General features: G+C 66.7%; 18 protein-coding genes and 2 tRNA genes. 14 read left to right on the forward strand and 6 right to left on the reverse strand.

What is annotated here, in order from left to right:
- Positions 1-20: 20 nt before the first annotated feature.
- From thrS to GH660_RS17210, 3 genes are all read right to left on the reverse strand, one after another.
- A complete protein-coding gene (thrS, locus tag GH660_RS17200) occupies positions 21-1937 on the reverse strand; it encodes a threonine--tRNA ligase (RefSeq protein WP_153147987.1) in 1917 nt (638 codons plus the stop codon).
- Positions 1938-2068: 131 nt separating this feature from the next.
- Positions 2069-2145, reverse strand: a tRNA-Val gene (locus GH660_RS17205).
- A gap of 72 nt (positions 2146-2217) precedes the next feature.
- Positions 2218-3522 (reverse strand): M18 family aminopeptidase, encoded by a 1305-nt coding sequence (locus GH660_RS17210; RefSeq protein WP_153147988.1) that lies wholly within the window; start codon positions 3520-3522, stop codon positions 2218-2220.
- Positions 3523-3622: 100 nt separating this feature from the next.
- Between GH660_RS17210 and GH660_RS17215 the strand changes: the two genes are divergently transcribed.
- Genes GH660_RS17215 through GH660_RS17225 form a run of 3 tightly spaced genes read left to right on the forward strand, consistent with a single transcriptional unit; the run spans position 3623 to position 4969 of the window.
- A complete protein-coding gene (locus tag GH660_RS17215; protein WP_153147989.1) occupies positions 3623-3766 on the forward strand; it encodes a hypothetical protein in 144 nt (47 codons plus the stop codon).
- Between the two features lie 14 nt (positions 3767-3780).
- Positions 3781-3981 (forward strand): SlyX family protein, encoded by a 201-nt coding sequence (locus tag GH660_RS17220; protein WP_153147990.1) that lies wholly within the window; start codon positions 3781-3783, stop codon positions 3979-3981.
- 4 nt (positions 3982-3985) lie between these two features.
- Positions 3986-4969, forward strand: coding sequence for a DHHA1 domain-containing protein (locus GH660_RS17225; RefSeq protein ID WP_153147991.1), 984 nt, complete (start codon positions 3986-3988; stop codon positions 4967-4969).
- 54 nt (positions 4970-5023) lie between these two features.
- On the opposite strand, the gene GH660_RS17230 is transcribed toward GH660_RS17225, so the two are convergent.
- Positions 5024-5108 (reverse strand) — tRNA-Leu (locus GH660_RS17230).
- A gap of 52 nt (positions 5109-5160) precedes the next feature.
- On the opposite strand from GH660_RS17230, the gene hpnC reads away from it, so the two are divergent.
- Genes hpnC through pgaD form a run of 7 tightly spaced genes read left to right on the forward strand, consistent with a single transcriptional unit; the run spans position 5161 to position 13316 of the window.
- A complete protein-coding gene (gene hpnC, locus GH660_RS17235) occupies positions 5161-5970 on the forward strand; it encodes a squalene synthase HpnC (protein ID WP_153147992.1) in 810 nt (269 codons plus the stop codon).
- Positions 5971-5974: 4 nt separating this feature from the next.
- Positions 5975-6808 carry a presqualene diphosphate synthase HpnD gene (hpnD, locus tag GH660_RS17240; protein ID WP_153147993.1) on the forward strand — a complete coding sequence of 278 codons (834 nt, stop codon included), beginning with the start codon at positions 5975-5977 and terminating at the stop codon, positions 6806-6808.
- Positions 6805-8043 carry a hydroxysqualene dehydroxylase HpnE gene (gene hpnE, locus GH660_RS17245; RefSeq protein ID WP_153147994.1) on the forward strand — a complete coding sequence of 413 codons (1239 nt, stop codon included), beginning with the start codon at positions 6805-6807 and terminating at the stop codon, positions 8041-8043. The genes hpnD and hpnE overlap by 4 nt, the downstream gene beginning before the upstream one ends.
- Positions 8040-10052 carry a poly-beta-1,6 N-acetyl-D-glucosamine export porin PgaA gene (pgaA, locus tag GH660_RS17250; protein WP_153147995.1) on the forward strand — a complete coding sequence of 671 codons (2013 nt, stop codon included), beginning with the start codon at positions 8040-8042 and terminating at the stop codon, positions 10050-10052. The genes hpnE and pgaA overlap by 4 nt, the downstream gene beginning before the upstream one ends.
- Positions 10040-11581, forward strand: a complete 1542-nt coding sequence (gene pgaB / locus GH660_RS17255; protein ID WP_153147996.1) for a poly-beta-1,6-N-acetyl-D-glucosamine N-deacetylase PgaB — start codon at positions 10040-10042, stop codon at positions 11579-11581. Before pgaA ends, pgaB begins: the two co-directional genes overlap by 13 nt.
- Complete coding sequence (gene pgaC / locus GH660_RS17260; protein WP_153147997.1) at positions 11578-12861, forward strand: poly-beta-1,6-N-acetyl-D-glucosamine synthase; 1284 nt, start codon at positions 11578-11580, stop codon at positions 12859-12861. Before pgaB ends, pgaC begins: the two co-directional genes overlap by 4 nt.
- Positions 12816-13316 carry a poly-beta-1,6-N-acetyl-D-glucosamine biosynthesis protein PgaD gene (gene pgaD, locus GH660_RS17265; protein WP_153147998.1) on the forward strand — a complete coding sequence of 167 codons (501 nt, stop codon included), beginning with the start codon at positions 12816-12818 and terminating at the stop codon, positions 13314-13316. The genes pgaC and pgaD overlap by 46 nt, the downstream gene beginning before the upstream one ends.
- On the opposite strand, the gene GH660_RS17270 is transcribed toward pgaD, so the two are convergent.
- Positions 13295-13966, reverse strand: coding sequence for an ABC transporter ATP-binding protein (locus GH660_RS17270; protein ID WP_153147999.1), 672 nt, complete (start codon positions 13964-13966; stop codon positions 13295-13297). The genes pgaD and GH660_RS17270 overlap by 22 nt on opposite strands.
- On the opposite strand from GH660_RS17270, the gene GH660_RS17275 reads away from it, so the two are divergent.
- On the forward strand, positions 13965-14567 hold the full coding sequence (locus GH660_RS17275) for an arylesterase (protein ID WP_153148000.1): 603 nt from the start codon (positions 13965-13967) through the stop codon (positions 14565-14567). The genes GH660_RS17270 and GH660_RS17275 overlap by 2 nt on opposite strands.
- Before the next feature lie 4 nt (positions 14568-14571).
- Positions 14572-15633 (forward strand): tRNA 2-selenouridine(34) synthase MnmH, encoded by a 1062-nt coding sequence (gene mnmH, locus GH660_RS17280; protein WP_153148001.1) that lies wholly within the window; start codon positions 14572-14574, stop codon positions 15631-15633.
- Here the strand turns inward: mnmH and GH660_RS17285 are convergent.
- Positions 15606-16115: a bifunctional 2-polyprenyl-6-hydroxyphenol methylase/3-demethylubiquinol 3-O-methyltransferase UbiG gene (locus GH660_RS17285; RefSeq protein WP_153148002.1), complete on the reverse strand. Its 510-nt coding sequence runs from the start codon at positions 16113-16115 to the stop codon at positions 15606-15608. The two genes, mnmH and GH660_RS17285, sit on opposite strands and share 28 nt — an antisense overlap.
- A gap of 28 nt (positions 16116-16143) precedes the next feature.
- On the opposite strand from GH660_RS17285, the gene GH660_RS17290 reads away from it, so the two are divergent.
- Together GH660_RS17290 and GH660_RS17295 are read left to right on the forward strand one after the other, a co-directional pair.
- The gene (locus GH660_RS17290) at positions 16144-16551 is read left to right on the forward strand and encodes an OsmC family protein (RefSeq protein WP_153148003.1); all 408 of its coding nucleotides are present in this window, start codon (positions 16144-16146) and stop codon (positions 16549-16551) included.
- A gap of 91 nt (positions 16552-16642) precedes the next feature.
- Positions 16643-19336: a bifunctional acetate--CoA ligase family protein/GNAT family N-acetyltransferase gene (locus GH660_RS17295; protein ID WP_153148004.1), complete on the forward strand. Its 2694-nt coding sequence runs from the start codon at positions 16643-16645 to the stop codon at positions 19334-19336.
- Positions 19337-19564: the final 228 nt, after the last annotated feature.

The raw sequence follows: 19564 nt of genomic DNA on the forward strand, positions 1-19564 counted from the left end.
ACCCCCAAAAACAACAATAATTAAGCCGTGCCACTACGCGCCGCGACTTCCCCTCGGAGTCGCTCGATCAGGGCATCGACGGACATCTGTCCGAGATCCTGACCGCCGCGTGTACGCACGGCCACCAGTCCGTCCGCCTTTTCCTTGTCGCCCACGACGAGCTGATAAGGCAGCCGGTTCAAGCTATGTTCCCGAATTTTATAGGTTATTTTCTCGTTGCGCAAATCCGCTTCGGCGCGGAAGCCCGCCTGATGCAGCTTTTGCGCAACATCGCCGGCATAGTCGGCCTGCTTTTCGGAGATGTTCAGCACGACCGCCTGCACCGGCGCTAGCCACAGGGGCAGCGCACCGGCGAAGTTCTCGATCAGGATGCCGATGAAGCGCTCCAGGGAGCCGAGAATGGCGCGGTGCAGCATGACCGGCACCTTGCGCTCGTCATTGCCGGCGACGTACTCGGCGCCAAGGCGGCCGGGCATCGAGAAATCGACCTGCATCGTGCCGCACTGCCAGGAACGGCCGATGGCATCCTTGATGTGGAATTCGATCTTCGGCCCGTAGAAGGCGCCCTCGCCCGGCAGTTCCGTCCATTCCAGGCCGGAAGCGCGCAAGCCCTGACGCAAGGCGTCCTCGGCCCTGTCCCAGACCTCGTCGGAACCGACCCGGCTGTCCGGACGCAAGGCCAGCTTGACCGCGACATCGTTGAAACCGAAATCAGCGTAGACCTTCTTGACCAGCGCATTGAAGGCGGTCACTTCGGATTCGATCTGGTCTTCGGTACAGAAGATGTGGCCGTCATCCTGGACGAAGCCGCGCACACGCATCAGGCCGTGCAGCGCGCCGGTCGGCTCGTTGCGATGGCAGGAGCCGAATTCTCCGTAGCGCAGCGGCAGCTCACGGTAGGAACGGAGGTCGGAATTGAAGACCTGGACGTGTCCCGGGCAGTTCATCGGCTTGACCGCGTAGTCGCGGTTCTCGGAAGCCGTGGTGAACATGTTGTCCTTGTAGTGCTCCCAGTGACCGGACTTTTCCCACAGCGACTTGTCGAGAATCTGCGGGCAGCGCACTTCCTGGTAGCCGTTGTTGCGGTACACGGCACGCATGTACTGCTCGATTTCCTGCCAGATCGCCCAGCCCTTGGGATGCCAGAAAACCAGGCCCGGTGCTTCATCCTGCATGTGGAACAGGTCGTATTGCTTACCCAGGCGGCGATGGTCGCGCTTCTCCGCTTCTTCCAGCATGTGCAGATAGGCGTCAAGGTCTTCCTTCTTGGCCCAGGCGGTACCGTAGATGCGCTGCAACTGCTCGTTGCGGTGGTCGCCACGCCAGTAGGCGCCGGCCACCTTCATCAGCTTGAAGACCTTCAGCTTGGCGGTCGTCGGCACGTGTGGGCCGCGGCAGAGGTCGATGAAATCACCTTCGCGATAGAGCGAAACCTGCTGATCGGCCGGGATCGCCGCGATCAATTCGGCCTTGTACTTCTCGCCCTGGTCGAGGAAGAACTTGACCGCTTCGTCGCGGTTCCAAACTTCGCGGCTGACCGGGATATCCTTTTTCGCCAGTTCGGCCATGCGCTTCTCGATCGCCGCCAGGTCTTCCGGTGTGAACGGGCGCTTGTAGGCGAAGTCGTAGTAGAAGCCGTTCTCGATGACCGGGCCGATGGTGACCTGCGCCTCCGGAAACAACTCCTTCACCGCGTAGGCCAGAAGGTGCGCCGTCGAATGGCGGATCAGCTCCAGGCCTTCGGCATCACGCTCGGTAATGATGGCGAGATCGGCATTTTTCTCGATCAGGTAGGAAGTATCAACCAGCACACCATCGACCTTGCCGGCCAGCGCGGCACGGGCCAGGCCGGCGCCGATGCTGGCGGCGACTTCGGCAACGGTGACCGCCTGTTCGTAACAGCGGATGGAACCATCGGGCAGTTTGATGTCGGGCATGGCGATTCTCTGGGCAAAAAAAAAGTGCGGGGCGAGCCGCACTTTTTTGTCGAACGAAGGCTGACTCGATTTAGAGTTTCTGAACTGCGACGCAAGTTCGGAAAGTATTCAAATCAACCCCGTCAGGTATTTGGTAGGCGGTATTGGAATCGAACCAACGACCTCCACGATGTCAACGTGGCGCTCTAACCAACTGAGCTAACCGCCTGAAGAAGCGCGCATTATAAGGATGTCCGGAGGCAAGTCAACAGGTTTTGCCGGAAATCCGCTTATCGTCGCCTCAATCCGAAAACGCCGCGCTCAATGCGCCGATCATGTAGCCGTGATCGAGCACGCCGGCGCTCTCGCGGGCACTGTGCATGGCCCACATCGGCGACCCGACATCGACACTGGCAACACCGAGACCGGCAGCGACGATCGGGCCGATCGTGCTGCCGCAACCGAGATCGGTGCGATGCGCGTAATGCTGGTACGGCACCCCGGCCTTCTCGCAGAACAGGATGAAACGCGCCGCACTGTCGGCGCCAGTGCTGTAGCGCTGGTTGGCGTTGATTTTAATCACCGGACCGCCGTTGACCGCAACACGATGTGCAGGTTCGTAGGCGTTGGGGAAATTCGGGTGATAGGCATGCGCCATGTCGGCGCTGATGACGAAGCTGCGGGCCAGCGCACAGCGATAGGACTCGTCGTCCAGCCCGAGACTGGCGGCGACCCGCCGCAACACGTCGGCGACGAAACTTCCGCCGGCGCCGGTCGCGCTCTCGCTGCCCACCTCCTCGTGGTCGAAGAAGGCGCAGACGTTGGTCGTCCGCGGGCTATCCGCCGCCAGCAGGGCACACAGTCCGGCATGGCAGGAGGCGAGGTTGTCGAGTTGGCCGTCGGCGACGAATTCCTTGCTGGCGCCCCAGAAGGCACCCGGCTGCGTGTCGTAGGCATTGAGCTCCCAGCTGAGGATGTCGTCGGGCGCCACCGCCAGGCGCGCCGCCAGCAGCGCGCGGAAGCACCCCTCGTCGGCCTTGCCGGCGCCGGCAAGGCCGAGCACCAGCGGCAGCTCGGTCTGCTTGTTGAACTTGAGGCCGTTCTCGTTGACCTCGCGGTTCATGTGGATCGCCAGGTTCGGCAGGCGCAGCAACGGTTCGCCGAAGCGCACCAGGCGCAGCACCGGGCTGTCGACGCCGCGCACGGCGACGCGCCCGGCGAGGCCCAGGTCACGGTCGGCGAAGGTGGCGAGGATCGGCCCGCCGTAGACTTCGACGCCGAGGCGCAACAGACCGTCGCCGGCCTGCAATGCCCGGGGCTTCAGCCGCAGGCCCGGCGAATCGGTATGCGCGCCGACCAGGCGGAAGCCGCTTGCGGACAGCGCGGCGCTGCCGGCAACGAAGGCGATGATCGAGGCGCCTCCGCGCACGACGTAGTAGCGCCCGCCGGCCGCCAGCTGCCAGCGTTCGTCCTCGCGCAGCGGAACGAAGCCGGCGCCGCGCAGGCGCTCGGCCACCGTCTGCACCGCATGCCACGGACTGGGGCTGGCATCGATGAAGGCGAGCAGGTCCTGCGCCAGCGCGCTCGATTGGGCGGAGATTTCCATGACTGTCGGCATCCGGGTAACAATGGCCGAAAGATACCAAAGCTGGCGCGACGACGTGCACGAATCACAGTAAGATGCCGCGTTTTCCGGGAGATGTGCAATGAACGAGGGATGGATCGTCCTGGCGATATGCTTTTTGTTTGTCCTGGGCGCGGCGCTGCCGCTGATCCGCGACCGCGGGTCGGACAAGACGAACCTGCCGCCGCGCAAGGAAACCCTGCGCGACTGGCGCAACGAGAAATGAACCGGGAAAGCGACATGGATTCGCGCATCACCGAACTCGAGATCAAGCTCGCCTACACGGAGGATGTGGTCGACGAACTGAACCGGACCGTCTTTCGCCAGCAACAGCAGATCGACCTGCTCGCCACCCAGCTGAAAGCCCTGCGCGAGCAGGTACAGGCCGACGCCCCCGCCGAGCAGCGCAGCCTGCGCGACGAATTGCCACCCCATTACTGACCCCGTGCCCGCCCCACCGGTCACCGTCCTTTACCATGCCGACTGCCCGGACGGCTTCGGCGCGGCCTACGCCGCCTGGCGGCGCTTCGGCGACGGCGCCGCGTATCGCCCGCTGCATCACGGTCAACCGTGGGAAATGGCCGAGATCGCCGGGCACGCGGTCTATATCCTCGACTTCTCCTTCCCGCCGGACGTTCTCGAGGCCATGGCCGGACTGGCGAGCTCGGTCGTCCAGATCGACCACCATGCCTCGGCGCGCCAGCCGTGGGCAGACCGCCTGAGCAAGGCGCCGGATGGCAGCGAACGCTACCGGCATCCGGCGTTGCCGTTGACCATCGTTTTCGACCTCGGCAAAGCGGGCGCCCGGCTGGCCTGGGAATATTTTCATCCCGCCGAACCGCTACCCCTCGTCCTGAGGCACGTCGAAGACATGGACCTGTGGCGCTTCGCCCTCCCCGGCACGCGCGCGGTCAGCCGCTCGCTGCGTCTGCTGGCTTTCGATTTCGCGGCCTGGGACGACCTGATCCGCCACGCAGCAGACCCGGACGCCCCGCGCTACCGGAGCCTGCTTGCCGACGGGCAGGCCATCGAGCGCTTCTTTCAGGGCGAGGTCGAGCGTCTCGCCGGTAGCCGCCTCGTCATGCCGGCGCGGCTGCGCGGCGAGCCGCTCGATCCCCTGCAGGCCTTGCGCCACGGCCTGCCAACCGTGGTCGACGTGGGCTTCGCGTGGCGCGCCATCGACGGCCTGGCGATCAATGCCAGCGTGTTGTTCGCATCGGAAGTCGGCAACCTGCTCGCCGAACGCAGCGGCACCTTCGGGCTGGTCTGGCAACTCGACGCCGACGGCGACGTCAAGTGCTCGGCAAGATCCAAGGGGAATTTCGATGTCGCGGAAATCGCCATCCGCTACGGCGGCGGCGGGCACATGAATGCCGCCGGATTCCGCCTGCCGTTCGCCCGTTTCATGAGCGAAGTGCTCGGCAAGTGATGTTATAAATCAGATTAAAAAATCAACAAAACAATATGATTAATAACATTTTTATGGTGCCCAGGAAGGGACTCGAACCCCCACACCTTGCGGCGCCAGAACCTAAATCTGGTGCGTCTACCAATTTCGCCACCTGGGCCGGCGGGCGGATTCTACCACCGCCTGCGCCCTGACCCTATACTCCGCGGCCGATGCCTGTCGATCACTACGAAAACTTCCCCGTCGCCTCCTTTCTCGTGCCCGCGCCCCTGCGCCGGCCGATCGAGGTGATCTACCGTTTCGCCCGCAGCGCCGACGACATCGCCGACGAAGGCGATGCGGCGCCGGAGGAGCGGCTGGCCGGCCTGGCCGCTTACCAGGCGGAACTCGATCGCATCGCCGCCGGAACGACGCCGCTGACGCCGCTGTTCGTCGCGCTGGCCGAAGTCATCCGCCGGCACGCCCTGCCCGTCCAGCTGTTCCACGATCTGCTCGACGCCTTCGCCCAGGATGTCGTCAAGAAGCGCTACGCAGACTACGCGGAACTGCTCGACTACTGCCGGCGCTCGGCCAACCCGGTCGGCCGCCTGGTCCTGCACCTGTTCGGGCGCACGGCGCCGGAACAGCTCGTTCAGTCCGACTGCATCTGCACGGCGCTGCAGTTGATCAACTTCTGGCAGGATGTTGCGGTCGACTGGCAAAAGGACCGGGTTTACATCCCGCAGACCGACCTCCGGCGCTTCCGGGTCGGCGAGGCCGACATCGCCGCCGCCCGCTGGTCGGCCAACTGGGCGGCGCTGATGGATTTCCAGATCGACCGCGCCGGCGCGCTGATGGAACGCGGCGCCCCGCTTGTCCATGCCCTGCCCGGCCGGCTCGGCTGGGAGATCCGCCTCACCGTGCAGGGCGGGCTGCGCATCCTGGAACGCCTGCGCCGGGTGCGCGGCGACGTCTTCACGCGCCGGCCCAAGCTCGGCAAACGGGACTGGCTGGTTCTCGCCGGCCGTTCCCTTACAATGTGACCCCATGAATCCCGACCAATATTGCCAGGAGAAGTGCGCCGCCAGCGGTTCTTCCTTCTATTACAGCTTCCTGTTCCTGCCCGCCGAGCGCCGTCGCGCCATCATGGCGCTCTACGCCTTCTGCCGTGAAGTCGATGACGTGGTCGACGAATGCCACGACATATCGCTTGCCTCGACCAAGCTCACGTGGTGGCGCCAGGAAATCGGGCGCATCGCCGACGGCCAGCCGCAGCATCCGGTCGGCCAGGCGCTGAAAGGGGTCAGCGGCCAGTTCGACCTGCCCGCCGAGCAACTGCTGGAAATCATTGACGGCATGGAAATGGACCTCCAGCAGTCGCGCTACCCCGACTTCAAGGGCCTCTCGCTCTACTGCTACCGCGTCGCCAGCGTCGTCGGGCTCCTCGCCGCCGAAATTTTCGGCTTCAAGGACCGGCAGACCCGGAAATACGCGCACGATCTCGGCATGGCCTTCCAACTCACCAACATCATCCGCGACATCGGCGAGGACGCCCGGCGCGGCCGCATCTACATCCCGATGGACGAACTGAAGCAGTTCAACGTGCCGGCCGCCGACATCCTGAACGGCAAATACTCGGACAACTTCACCGCCCTGATGCAGTTCCAGGCCGACCGCGCCGAGTACTACTACGCGCAGGCATTTGCCCAGTTGCCGGCGGTCGACCGCAAGAGCCAGCGCCCCGGCCTGATCATGGCCGCCATCTACCGCACCCTGCTCGACGAAATCCGGCGCGAGAACTTCCAGGTCCTGCATCAGCGCATCGCCCTGACACCGGTGCGCAAGCTCTGGATCGCCTGGAAGACCTGGGCCTTCGCATGAAGGTCGCCGTCATCGGCGGCGGCTGGGCGGGAATCGCCGCCGCCGTCGAACTGACGGCCGGCGGCGCCACCACCACCCTGTACGAAGCCGGCCGCGTCCTCGGCGGCCGCGCCCGTGCGATCAACATCGACGCCCGAACGCTGGACAACGGCCAGCACATCCTGCTCGGCGCCTACCGCGACACGCTGGCCCTGATGCGCCAGGTCGGCGCCGACCCGGAAAGCGCATTCGACCGGCGCCCCCTGCAGGTAGTCGACCCCGGCGCCTTCCGCCTCGCCCTGCCGCGCTGGCCGGCGCCGCTCAACGTCGCCTGGGGATTGCTGGCGGCAGAAGGCGTCGGCTGGCGCGAGAAGCTGTCCACCGCCTGGTGGATGCAGCGCATCAAGGCCCGCCGTTTCCGTTTGCCGCGCGAGCTCAGCGTTGCCGAATGGCTGGACGCCGCCGGCCAGACCGGCGCCTTGCGCCGCCACCTGTGGGAACCGCTCTGCCTCGCCGCACTGAACATTCCCGCCGAGCGAGCCTCGGCCCAGGTTTTCGCCAATGTGCTGCGCGACAGCCTGGGCAGTGCGCGGCGCGAAGACACCGATCTGCTGCTGCCGAGCGTCGACCTTGGCCAACTGCTGCCGGAACCGGCGACAGGCTGGCTCGCGGCCAACGGTGCGACGTTGCGCCTCGGCCACCGTGTCGCCAACCTCGCCCCGTTGCCGCATGGCATCGCGGTCGATGGCGAAATCCACGATTCAGCCATCGTCGCCACCGCGCCGCAGCATGCCGGCCAACTGTGGCCGGCGCTCGCCGCCGGTTTCGCTTACGAGCCGATCGTCACGGTCTACGTCCAGTTCGCGGCAACAACCGGCCTCGCCTTTCCCCTGCGCAAGCAGTCCGGAAACTACGGCCAGTGGGTCGTCGACCGCGGCAGGGGCCTGCTCGCCTGCGTACTCAGCGGCCACGGCGCCTGGGAAGCGCTCGGCGAAGCCGAACTGGTCGCCGCCCTCGTCGCCGAACTCGCCCTGCCGACGCCGCCGACCTGGCACAAGGTCATCTGCGAAAGGCGCGCCACCTTCGCCTGCCGCCCGAACCTCACACGCCCCGATCACCGGACGCCCGACCCGCGCATCCTGCGCGCCGGCGACTACACCTGGGCCGAGTATCCGGCAACGCTCGAAGGCGCCGTGCGCAGCGGCCGACGCGCTGCCCATGCCGTGCTCGGAAACGACTATAATCCAGCGTCATGAAACGCCTGCACTCCGTCCTGTTGCTCGCCGTCGGCCTGACCGCCGCGGTTGCCGACGCCGGCGAGGACTGGGTACTGCCGCCGAAGGCAAGGTACGCCGCCCCGGCGCCGGCCCCGGCGGTCGTCGGCGACGACTGGGCCGTCGAACTCGGCCGCCAGCTCGCCCTCCTGAAGCAGCAACCGGATAACCGCGAAGCGCGCAAGGCCGCCTGGGTCGCCGCCATGCGCCTCGGCCTGTTCGCGCAGGCCGCGGCGCTGGAAGCGCCGCTCTCCGCCGACGAACGGCGGGCGATGGAAGGCGACCGCATCGCCCTCGACATCCGCTACGGCATCGTCGACCGCAACACCCTGCGCGGACCGGAGCGCTTTTTCCTCCTCGACAAGGCGTTGACCGCAACCGACCCGCTCGCTGCCGAATTCTTCGCCGGCAAGGCGCCGGATGCCGAAGACCAGCGCCGCCTGACCGACCGCCTCAGCGCGCTGGCCGCCCGCCGCCGCGCCGCCGACGCGGTCGTGCTCTACGAATCGCTGCGCCAGCGCGACATTCCGGTGCCGCTATGGGCCGAACGCGACATCGCCGGCAGCTACCTCGAACTGCGCCGCCCGCAGGAGGCGCTGGCCCTCTACCAACGGGCGGTCGACGCCAACCCGGACGATTTCGACGCCAATCTCGGCCTCTTCTACGCGCTGGTCGAGACCGAGCAGCTCGACGCCGCCACCGAACACATCGACCGCTACGCCGCGCGTCTGCCGGAACGCCGCCACCTCGACGGCCGCTACAACGGCGAACGCCTGAGCGCCGACATCACCGCCGACCGCGTCCGCCTCTTCGCCGACCGCCTCGCCGAAGCACAGGCGCGCATCGACGCCCGCCACGACGCCATCCCCTACAACAGCGAGGCGCGCCAGTCGTCCGCCAGCCTCGCCCTGGCCCGCGGCTGGCCGCAGCAGGGCGACGAGATGCTGCGCCGCACGCTCGGCTCCGACCCGATCAACCCGGCGCTGCACGCCGACCTTTCGGAAAACCGCCTGACCCTGCAGGACTGGTCGGCCGCCCGCGCCGCCCTCGACTACGCCGCCGGCCTCGACCCGGACAACGGCGCCGTGCGCCGCGCCAGCCGCAGCTACGAGCTGTACGACAGCTACGAACTCTATGTCGAAGCCGGCTACGGCGAGGGACAGGACGTCAATTACTTCGGCAGCCGCGACTGGTCGATCGACAGTTTTCTCTACAGCCGCCCGATCGCCGAGAACTGGCGCGTCTTCGCCCACAACTATTCCGCCAGCGCCGATTTCTACGGCGAGAACCAGACCTGGATCCGCACCGGCGCCGGCGCCGAATGGCGCCACCTCGGCTGGCGGCTGACCGGCGAGGTCAACGGCGGCAGCGGGGTCAAGGCCGGCGCCACCGGCACCGTGCGCTGGAAGCCGGACGACACCTGGACCTTTTACGGCGCCGCCGAAAGCGTGACCAACCAGATTCCGCTGCGCGCCGTCGCCGACGGCGTCTACGCCAGCCGCCTCAGCGTCGGCGCTGACTGGCGCCAACACGAGTCGCGCAAGCTCGCGCTCGGGGTCTATTCCAGCGACTTCTCCGACGGCAACCTGCGCACCGGCGTCAACGCCGCGTGGTTCGAGCGCTGGGCCAGCGGCCCCAAATGGATGTTCGAGACCATTCTAGGCGCCGACGCCTCGCGCAATTCGCTGGATACCAGCGTCAATTACTTCAACCCGAAAAGCGACCGTTCGCTGTGGTTGACCGCAGCCGTCGAAAACCTCACCTGGCGCAGCTACGACCACGCCTTCCGCCAGCGCCTGGCGCTGACCGGCGGCACCTACTGGCAGGAAGGCTACGACGCCGGCGCCATCGAGGCCATCGAATACAGCCACCGCTGGGAACTCGACCGCGACCTTTCGCTGCGCTACGGCATCGGTCGTATGCTGCGCCCCTACGACGGCGAACGCGAAGGGCGCACCTTCGCCAACCTGGTCCTGCTATGGCGCTTCTGATCCGCTCCCTCCTCGCCGCCCTGCTGGCGCTCGCCGCCGCGCTGGCAACGGCCGCCGACGCCCGCTTCATGGCCCTCAGCTACCACGAGGTGCTCGCCGATAACGAGCCGATGACGCCGACCGCCGTCCGCGCCAGCGACCTCGCCCGCCAGTTCGCCTGGCTCCAGGCCAACGACTACCACCCGGTCAGTGTCGACCAGATCCTCGCCGCCCGCGCCGGCGGCCCGCCGCTGCCGCCCAACGCCATCCTGCTGACCTTCGACGACGGTTTTCTCGATGTCTACACCCGCGCCTTCCCGCTGCTCAAACTGTTCAACTATCCGGCGGTGATCGCCCTGGTCGGCAAATGGATGGACGTGCCGGACGGCCAGATGGTCGACTACGACGGCAAGCCCGTCCCGCGCGGCAAGTTCCTCAACTGGGACCAGGTGCGCGAAATGCAGACCTCGGGGCTGATCGAGGTCGCCTCGCATTCCTACGATCTGCACCACGGCATCCTCGCCAACCCGCAGGGCAACACCCAGCCGGCAGCGACCACGCGTCTGTATGCCAACGGCCGCTACGAGGACGACGCCGCCTACCTCACCCGCCTGCGCGCCGATCTCCGCGACAGCATCAGCCAGCACACCGGCAAGGCGCCGCGCATCATCGTCTGGCCCTACGGGCGCAGCAACCGGGCCGCCCAGGAAGTCGCCGCGCAGTTGGGCATGCCCATCGGCCTGACGCTGATCGACGGCTTCAACGATGCCGCGACGCCGACGGCCGTCTGGAAGCGCCAGCTGATCGAGAACAGCCCGTCGCTCCAGGCCTTCGCCGAAATGCTGCGCGTCACTTGGGACCCGAGCCCGGCGCGCAGCGTCGAGGTCGATCCCGGCACTTGGCCGCCCGGCGAGGACGGCCTGTCGCCGACCCTCGACCGCCTGCTGACGTTGAGCCCCAACATCGCCTTCGTGCGGCCGGCCGTTATCCGCGACGGCCGTGAAATGGCCCTGTTTCCGACAAATCTGCGGCCCGTCGCCATCGACCAGCTGAACCATATCGCCTGGCAGACCGAGCGCCGGGCCGGCGTCCCGGTCTTCATCGACCTGCCTGCCGCCTGGCTGGACGAACCGGAACTGGTCGCCGACCTCGCCCGCCAGGTCAATTTCGCCGGCCTGCGCGTGCGCGCCGCGCCCGACAGCGCCGCCGCCGAGCGCATCCGCCAGGCCGCCGGGCGCTGGGTCTGGCCGCTGCAGATGGCCTACGCCGTCGACCAGCCGCCGACGCAGGCACAATGGGCGCACCTGCGCGCTGGCGACCTGCTCGTGCTCCCGGCGAGCGAGGAGAACATCGCTGCCGTGCCGCGGGAAATGGCCGGGCGCGTCCTTTTCGAATTCGACCCGGCGCTGCCGCCTGCCAGCGTCGCCCGCCGCATGAACCGCCTCGAAGCCGACGGCTTCCGCCAGTTCGGCGTCGCCGGCTTCCCGGAAAGCCTGATGGGCCCCATCTTCCCCTCGCTCTCGCTGCGCTGGCAGCCGCAACTGCGATGACACCGCTGCCCATCCTGCTCGGCGACGTCTGGGGCGCCATCCTCGCCTACGTCTTCTTCTACCCGGTCCTGATGTCGGTGCTCTGGATGATCGGCGGCATCGCGTTTTACCTGCGTTTCGAGCGTCGACCGCACCGCATCGTCGACCAGCCGCCACAGCGCGCCGACTACCCACTGATCGCTGTCCTCGTCCCCTGCTACAACGAGGAGGCGCACGCCGAGGAAACCATCGAAGCCCTGATGGAACTCGAATACCCGAATTTCGAGGTTATCGCCATCAACGACGGCAGCAAGGACCGCACCGGCGAGATTCTCAACGCACTGGCCGTCCGTTACCCGAAGCTGCGCGTCGTGCATCAGTTGGAAAACCAGGGCAAGGCCGTCGGCCTCAACACCGCCGCCCTGCTGACCAGGGCGGAAATCCTCATCGGCATCGATGGCGACGCCCGCCTCGACCCCCATTCGCTGCACTGGCTGGTCCGCCATTTCGACGACCATGCGGTCGGCGCCGTCACCGGCAATCCGCGCGTGCGCAACCGCTCGACCCTGCTCGGGCGCATCCAGGTCGGCGAGTTCTCGTCCATCGTCGGCCTGATCAAGCGCGCCCAGCGTTCGGTCGGGCTCATCTTCACCGTCTCCGGCGTCATCACCGCCTTCCGCCGCAGCGCCCTGCACGAAGTCGGCTACTGGAGCCCGGAAAAGCTGACCGAGGACGTCGATATTTCCTGGAAACTGCAGCTCACCGGCTGGGAAGTCCGCTTCGAGCCGCGCGCCCTGTGCTGGATCCTCATGCCGGAAACCCTCGGCGGTCTGTGGAAACAGCGCCTGCGCTGGTCGATGGGCGGCACCCAGGTGCTGCTCGACTATCTGCCGCAGCTGTTTTCGCTGAAAAACCTTCGCCTCTGGCCGCTCTGCATCGAGTATGCGATGAGCATCCTGTGGGCCTGCCTGTTCGCGCTGCTGGCAGTCTACCGGGGAATCGACCTGGTCTTTTTCAAGGTAGACCTGCAGAGCGTCCCGATCCTGATGCTCGGCTGGGCCGGCCTGCTGATCGGTACCACCTGCATGCTGCAGATCATGCTCAGCCTGGTGCTCGACCGCCCCTACGACCGCGGGCTGCTGAAAAACTACTTCTGGATGATCTGGTATCCGGCGATCTACTGGGTCATCACCGCCGCGACTTCGGTCGCGGCCCTGCCAAAGATCCTTCTCCGAGACACTGAAAAGCGCGCACGATGGACGAGTCCCGACCGCGGCATCAAACCCGACGCCTCCCGCTGATCATCGAGCGGCCCGACCTCGCCCACCCGGTGCGGCGGGCGTTCGGGCTGTTCGCCACGATCCTCGCCTGGCTGCTCTGGCTGGCGATGTGGATTCCGTTTCTCGCGGCGCTCGGCCGCCTCCTCGGCTACAACCTGCCGGAGATCTATTTTCCGAGCCAGGTCAGCCTCCATTCGTTTCTCTCGCTGATCCATATCCTGCCCACCGTGGTCGGTCTTGCCCTTGGCCTGCTCACCCTGCGCTTCGTCTGGGAGAAGATCAGGCCGCGCATCGGCAAGCCCGACGAGCGCTGGCGGCCGCTGGGCGTCGACCGGCTGGCGACCGGCCTCGCCCTCGACCCGGAACGTCTGGCCGCCTGGCAGTCGGCGCAGGTGCTCTACGTCACCCACGGCCCGCGCGGCCGCGTCACCGACGCCAGCACCACTCGTCCGGATCAGCCCAGCCGCCCCGACTGAATCCGCAGCACGCGCCGGCAGCGCGCGGCGATCGCCTCGTCGTGGGTGACGAGAACCAGCGTCGTGCCCTGCTTAGCGTTGAGGTCGAACATCATCTCGATGATCTGCTGGCCGGTCGCAGCGTCGAGGTTGCCGGTCGGCTCGTCGGCCAGCACCAGCCGCGGATTTGGCGCGAAGGCGCGGGCCAGCGCCACCCTTTGCTGCTCGCCGCCGGACAGGTGCTTCGGATAATGCTTGAGCCGGTGTTCCAGCCCGACGCGCACCAGCCATTCGCGGGCGGTTGCGGTCGACGCCCGAAAACCGGCCAATTCCAGCGGCAGCATGACGTTTTCCAGCGCCGTCAGCGACGGCAGCAACTGGAAGGACTGAAAGACGAAGCCGAGGAGCTTGCCGCGCTGGCGCGCCCGTTGGTCCTCGTCGAGCGCCGCCAGTGCAACGCCGTCGAGACGGATTTCGCCGGCCGTGGGAACATCCAGCCCGGCCAGGAGACCAAGCAGGGTCGATTTCCCCGACCCCGAGGCGCCGACGATGGCCACCGTTTCGCCAGGCATGACCGTGAAGGAAATATCCTGCAGAATCGTCAGCGGCTCGCCGCCGTTGTCGACCGTCTTGCCCAGCCCCTGAACTTCAACCACCGGTTTTTCCATCATGCGGATCGCCCTGCTCCTGTTTGCCCTGCTCTTTTCCAGCGCCCCGGCGCTTGCCGCCCGCACCATCCTGGTCATGGGCGACTCGCTTTCCGCCGGCTACGGCATCCGCCCCGAACAGGCCTGGCCGTCGCTGCTCGGCCAGCGGCTGGCGGAAAAGCGCCTCGATTATAGCGTCGCCAACCTCTCCATCTCCGGCGAAACCACGGCCGGCGGCCGCGCCCGCCTGCCCGACGCGCTGCGCCAGCACAAACCGGCCGTGGTCGTCATCGCCCTCGGCGCCAACGACGGCCTGCGCGGCCTGCCGCTCGCCCAGATGCGCGACAACCTCGCCGCCATGCTCGACGCCGCCCACGCCGCCGGTGCCCGCACGCTGCTGATCGGCATGCGCCTGCCGCCCAACTACGGCCCCTATGCCGAGGAATTCGACCGCAGCTTCGCCGAGCTGGCCAAACAGAAGAAGAGCGCCCGCCTCGATTTCCTGCTCGCGCCGGTCGCTGCCGAACGCAGCTATTTCCAGGCCGACAACCTGCACCCGACAGCCGCGGCGCAGCCGCTGCTCCTCGACAACGTCTGGCCCAGCCTGCAGCCCCTGCTAAAATGATCAGATGACGCCCGACCGCCCGCCGCTGCCCGATCTCGCCGAATTCGACACGATCATCGACGTCCGTTCCCCCGCCGAATTCGCCGAGGACCACATTCCCGGCGCCATCAACTGCCCGGTGCTCGACGACGCCCAGCGCGCCGAGGTCGGCACCCTGTACAAGCAGGTCTCGCCCTTCGAGGCCAAGAAGATCGGCGCCGCCATGGTTTCCGAAAACATCGGCCGCCACCTGCGCACAAGCTTTCTCGATCGCCCCAAGACCTGGAAGCCATTGATCTACTGCTGGCGCGGCGGCGAGCGCAGCGGCGCGATGACCACCGTCTTCCGCTCCATCGGCTGGCGCCCGACCAAGCTCGAAGGCGGCTACAAGACCTGGCGCAGTCACGTGGTCAGCCAGCTGGCGACGCTGCCCGCCAGCTTCCGCATGCGCGTCATCTGCGGCGCCACCGGCAGCGCCAAGACGCGCATCCTTCAGGAAATCGGCAGGCTCGGCGAACAGGTGCTCGACCTCGAAACGCTGGCCAGCCACAAGGGCTCGGTGCTCGGCATCCTGCCCGGCCAGCCGCAGCCCAGCCAGAAATGGTTCGAGACGACGCTGCTGCAGGCGCTGGCCGGCTTCGACCCGGCGCGCCCGGTGTATGTCGAGGCCGAGAGCCGCAAGATCGGCAACCTGCACGTCCCGGAGGCGCTCATCGAACGCATCCGGCAAGGCGAATGCCTGCAGGTCGACGCCTCGCTGGACGCCCGGATGGCCTTCCTGCTGAACGACTACGACTATTTCCTGACCCTGCCCGACCTGCTGACCGAGCGCCTCGACGCGCTGCGCCACCTGCAGAGCCGCGAAACGCTGGCCCGCTGGCAGGAGCTCGTGCACGACGGCGCGTGGCCGACGCTGGTTCGCGAACTGCTCGAGCAGCACTACGACCCGCTCTACCGCCGTTCGCAGAACCAGAATTTCACCGGCTACCAGCACCCGCAGGTGTTCGCCACCGACGATCTCTCAGCCGCCGGCATCGCCCGGCTGGCCGGCGCCATCGCTCACGCGCGCACGGCGCAGATGGCCTGACGCATGGCGGGCTTCGGGCTGTCCACATAGCCCTCCGCGAACGCCAGCTCACGCAGTCCAGCCGCCCGCGCCACTTCGCGCAGTTCCGCAGGACGCAGCAGGAAGGCGGGATTCGACGGCTTGCCCCAGGCCTCGTTGCCGACCATGAAGGTTTCGTAGATCAGGACACCGCCCGGCGCCAGCAGCGCCAGCACGTCGGCCAGGCGCGGGCGCCACAGGTAGTTGGTCACCACCACGCCGGCGAACTGGCAGCCGGCCAGCGGCCAGTCGTCCGTTTCGAGATCGGCCGCCAGCACCGCGATACCCGGCACGCCCTGCAGCCCGGCCAATGCCGCCAGGTCACGATCCACCGCCAACACCTCGCGCCCCTGCGCCGCCAACCAGCGCGCGTGGCGCCCGCTGCCGCAGGCCAGGTCGAGAATCCGCCCGCCTGCCGGGACCTGCGCCAGATGGCGCACCACCCACGGCGAAGGGGGTATCATCGCAGCGATTTCATTCGAGGAGGCAGTCATGTCGGGTAGCGTCGTCGTTCGGGAGAATGGTCAGGGAAGATACCAGCAGGAGGTGATCGTCGGCCAGCATCGCCTGGTGGCGGACGAGCCGGTCAGCGTCGGCGGCGCCGACGCCGGCCCCGCCCCGCTCGAGTTCGTGATGGCCGGCCTCGGCGCGTGCACGGCGATGACTGTTCGCATGTACGCCGAGCGCAAGGAAATGGTGCTGACCCACATCCGCGTCGAGGTGGCCCACGAAAAACTGGTCGTGGACGGCGTCAACCGCGACCGCATCGTCCGCAGCCTAACGCTGGAAGGTGATTTGAGCCCCGAGCAGCGCGCCCGGCTGGTGGAAATCGCCAGCCGCTGCCCGACCGCCCGCATCCTTGCGCAACCCGTCATGCTCGAATGCCGGCTCGCCGATTAGGGGTATTCCCCTATACCCCGCATGGAAATCATCTTGCATTTGTGCTAATATTGTGCACTGCACAATAACGTCCTAAACCAAGGGGCTGAACATGTTGGAACAGCACTATCTCACCACCCTCTTCGAACCCAAATCGGTCGCCGTGATCGGCGCCTCCGACCGCGAGAACGCCGTCGGCAACGTCATCTTCAAGAACATCCTGGCCTCTGGCTACAAGGGCCGGCTGTACGCCATCAATCCCAAGCACGAGACGGTGCAGGGCCAGCAGGCCTACAAGTCGATCGAGGAAATCGGCGCCCGCGTCGAGATGGCCGTCATCGCCACCCGCCCGCAGACCGTGCCGCAGATCATCGAGCAGTGCGGCCGCAGCGGCGTGCGCAACGTCATCATCATCACCGCCGGCTTCTCGGAATCCGGCCATATCGGCGCTGCCCTCGAGCGCAAGACGCTCGAAATCGCCCGTTCCTACAACGTCCGCATCCTCGGCCCCAACTGTCTCGGCATCATCCGCCCCGACCTCGGCCTCAACGCCACCTTCGCCCGGATGACCGCCAACGCCGGTAACCTGGCGCTGGTCTCGCAATCCGGCGCCATGTGCTCGGCGGTGCTCGACTGGGCCAAGAGCAACCAGGTCGGCTTCTCGTCGGTCATTTCGCTGGGCATGACGGCCGACGTCGATTTCGGCGAGATTCTCGACTACCTGATCTACGACAACCGCACGCACTACATCCTGATGTACGTCGAGGGCATCCGCAACGCCCGCCGCTTCATGAGCGCGCTGCGCTCCGCCGCCCGCATCAAGCCTATCATCCTGCTCAAGGCCGGCCGCCACGAGGCCGGCTCGATGGCCGCCGCCACCCACTCCGGCATGGCCGCCGTATCCGACACCGTGTTCGACGCCGCAGTGCGCCGCGCCGGCGTCGTCCGCGTGCAGAACGTCGGCCAGCTGTTCTATGCCGCCAAGGCGCTCGCCTCCAAGTTCCGCCCGCAGGGCAACCGCCTCGCCATCATCACCAACGGCGGCGGGCCGGGCGCCATGGCCGCCGACCGCGCCGGCGACCTCGGCATCCCGCTGGCCCAGCTCTCCAACGAGACGATGGCGGCGCTCAACAAGTCGTTGCCGACCAACTGGTCGCACAGCAACCCGATCGACATCGCCGGCGACGCCACGCCCGAACGCTACCGCGAGACGATCCTGACCGTCACCCAGGACCCGGGCGTCGACAGCACGCTGGTCATGCTTTCACCGCAGGCGATGACGGAACCGATGGAAGTCGCCAAGGCCATCGTCGAGATTTCGGACAAGACCAACCGTTCGATCATCTGCTGCTGGATGGGCGAGGACCAGGTCCGCGAAGGGCGCAAGTTCCTCGAGGATTCCGGCATCCCGGCCTTCCGCATGCCGGAGACGGCGATCGAGCTGTTCCACCACATCTCCAAGTACTACCGCAACCAGAAGCTGCTGCTGCAGACGCCCGAACCGACGCGCCAGCACGGCCGCCCCGAGGCCGAAGGCGCCAAGATGCTGATCGAGGCCCTGCTCGCCGAACGGCGCAAGGTGCTGTCGGAAATGGAATCGAAGGCCATCCTGCGCGCCTTCCGCGTGCCGGTGGCACAGACCATGGTCGCCCGCACCGCCACCGAGGCGCTGCTGCTCGCCGAGCAGATCGGTTTCCCGGTCGCCATGAAGGTCGACTCCCCCGACCTGCCGCACAAATCCGACGCCGGCGGCGTGCGTCTCAACATCATGAACGCGCCGGCGGTGCGCAACGCCTACCACGACATCATCGACACCGTGCAGAAGCGCCGGCCGGATGCCAAGATCAACGGCGTCTCGATCGAGCCCTTCCTGTCGCGCCCGAACGGCCGCGAGCTGATGATCGGCGTCTTCCGCGACCCGATCTTCGGGCCGGTCATCACGTTCGGCGCCGGCGGCTTCGACGTCGAGATCTTCAGCGACCGCTCGGTCGCCCTGCCGCCGCTCAACAAGTTCCTGGCCAAGGACCTGATCGACTCGACCCGCGCCTCGAAGATCCTCGACCAGTTCCACAACATGCCGCCGGTCGACCGAGAGGCGCTCAAGGAAGTCCTGCTCTGCATCTCCGAGATGGTCTGTGAGCTGCCGTGGATCATGGAAATGGACCTCAACCCGCTGATCGTCGACGAGAACGGCGCCATCGCCGCCGACGCGCGCATCGTCATCGACCATGCCGGCGGCGCCAGCGGCGACCGCTACGCCCACATGTCGATCTACCCCTACCCGGTGCACCTGATCCAGGAATGGCAGATGAACGACGGCAAGGTCGTCACCATCCGTCCGATCCGCCCGGAAGACGCCGACATGGAGCAGGAATTCGTCAAGGCCATGTCCGACGAATCGCGCTACTACCGCTTCATGGACACCCTGCGCGAACTGACGCAGACCATGCTGGTCCGCTTCACGCAGATCGACTACGACCGCGAGATGGCCCTGGTCGCCACCATGACCGACGATGACGGCAAGGAATCGCAGATCGGCGTCGCCCGCTACGTCGGCAACCCGGACGGTGAATCGGTCGAGTTCGCGCTCGCCGTCGGCGATGACTGGCAGAAGTGCGGCGTTGGCCGCAAACTGATGACCGCCCTGATCGACTGCGCCCGCCAGAAGGGCTACCGCGCCGTGGTCGGCGACGTGCTGTCGACCAACGCCAAGATGTTCCGCCTGATGACCAGCCTCGGCTTCAGCATCCACCCGCACCCCGACGACACCGCCGTCAAGCGCGTGGTCAAGCCGCTGACGGGCTGATCGGGTATTTTCGAACTACCGGAAGCCGGCCTGCGGGCCGGTTTTTTTATGCCTGCTCCCCAGGTGTGCTTCACCCCTGAGGGAAACAAATGTCTTTGTTCGGCCAAGAGCTGGCATTGGCCAATGACCGGTAACGAGAAGCCCATGTTGGCGTCTGTATCCGAGGCCAGGCTACCCGCTGAACGTAACCAACGCCGCAGTAGCTGTGGGCATGGTGCAGCTGAATGA

Source organism: Dechloromonas sp. H13, from assembly GCF_009469615.1.
GTDB lineage: Bacteria > Pseudomonadota > Gammaproteobacteria > Burkholderiales > Rhodocyclaceae > Azonexus.

What these genes read in the sequence shown, in the direction of transcription:
- thrS (WP_153147987.1), bottom strand. Translation starts at nt 1,937, where the DNA reads ATGCCCGACATCAAACTGCCCGATGGTTCCATCCGCTGTTACGAACAG.
- GH660_RS17210 (WP_153147988.1), bottom strand. Translation starts at nt 3,522, where the DNA reads ATGGAAATCTCCGCCCAATCGAGCGCGCTGGCGCAGGACCTGCTCGCC.
- GH660_RS17215 (WP_153147989.1), top strand. Translation starts at nt 3,623, where the DNA reads ATGAACGAGGGATGGATCGTCCTGGCGATATGCTTTTTGTTTGTCCTG.
- GH660_RS17220 (WP_153147990.1), top strand. Translation starts at nt 3,781, where the DNA reads ATGGATTCGCGCATCACCGAACTCGAGATCAAGCTCGCCTACACGGAG.
- hpnC (WP_153147992.1), top strand. Translation starts at nt 5,161, where the DNA reads ATGCCTGTCGATCACTACGAAAACTTCCCCGTCGCCTCCTTTCTCGTG.
- hpnD (WP_153147993.1), top strand. Translation starts at nt 5,975, where the DNA reads ATGAATCCCGACCAATATTGCCAGGAGAAGTGCGCCGCCAGCGGTTCT.
- hpnE (WP_153147994.1), top strand. Translation starts at nt 6,805, where the DNA reads ATGAAGGTCGCCGTCATCGGCGGCGGCTGGGCGGGAATCGCCGCCGCC.
- pgaA (WP_153147995.1), top strand. Translation starts at nt 8,040, where the DNA reads ATGAAACGCCTGCACTCCGTCCTGTTGCTCGCCGTCGGCCTGACCGCC.
- pgaB (WP_153147996.1), top strand. Translation starts at nt 10,040, where the DNA reads ATGGCGCTTCTGATCCGCTCCCTCCTCGCCGCCCTGCTGGCGCTCGCC.
- pgaC (WP_153147997.1), top strand. Translation starts at nt 11,578, where the DNA reads ATGACACCGCTGCCCATCCTGCTCGGCGACGTCTGGGGCGCCATCCTC.
- pgaD (WP_153147998.1), top strand. Translation starts at nt 12,816, where the DNA reads ATGGACGAGTCCCGACCGCGGCATCAAACCCGACGCCTCCCGCTGATC.
- GH660_RS17275 (WP_153148000.1), top strand. Translation starts at nt 13,965, where the DNA reads ATGCGGATCGCCCTGCTCCTGTTTGCCCTGCTCTTTTCCAGCGCCCCG.
- GH660_RS17270 (WP_153147999.1), bottom strand. Translation starts at nt 13,966, where the DNA reads ATGATGGAAAAACCGGTGGTTGAAGTTCAGGGGCTGGGCAAGACGGTC.
- mnmH (WP_153148001.1), top strand. Translation starts at nt 14,572, where the DNA reads ATGACGCCCGACCGCCCGCCGCTGCCCGATCTCGCCGAATTCGACACG.
- GH660_RS17285 (WP_153148002.1), bottom strand. Translation starts at nt 16,115, where the DNA reads ATGATACCCCCTTCGCCGTGGGTGGTGCGCCATCTGGCGCAGGTCCCG.
- GH660_RS17290 (WP_153148003.1), top strand. Translation starts at nt 16,144, where the DNA reads ATGTCGGGTAGCGTCGTCGTTCGGGAGAATGGTCAGGGAAGATACCAG.
- GH660_RS17295 (WP_153148004.1), top strand. Translation starts at nt 16,643, where the DNA reads ATGTTGGAACAGCACTATCTCACCACCCTCTTCGAACCCAAATCGGTC.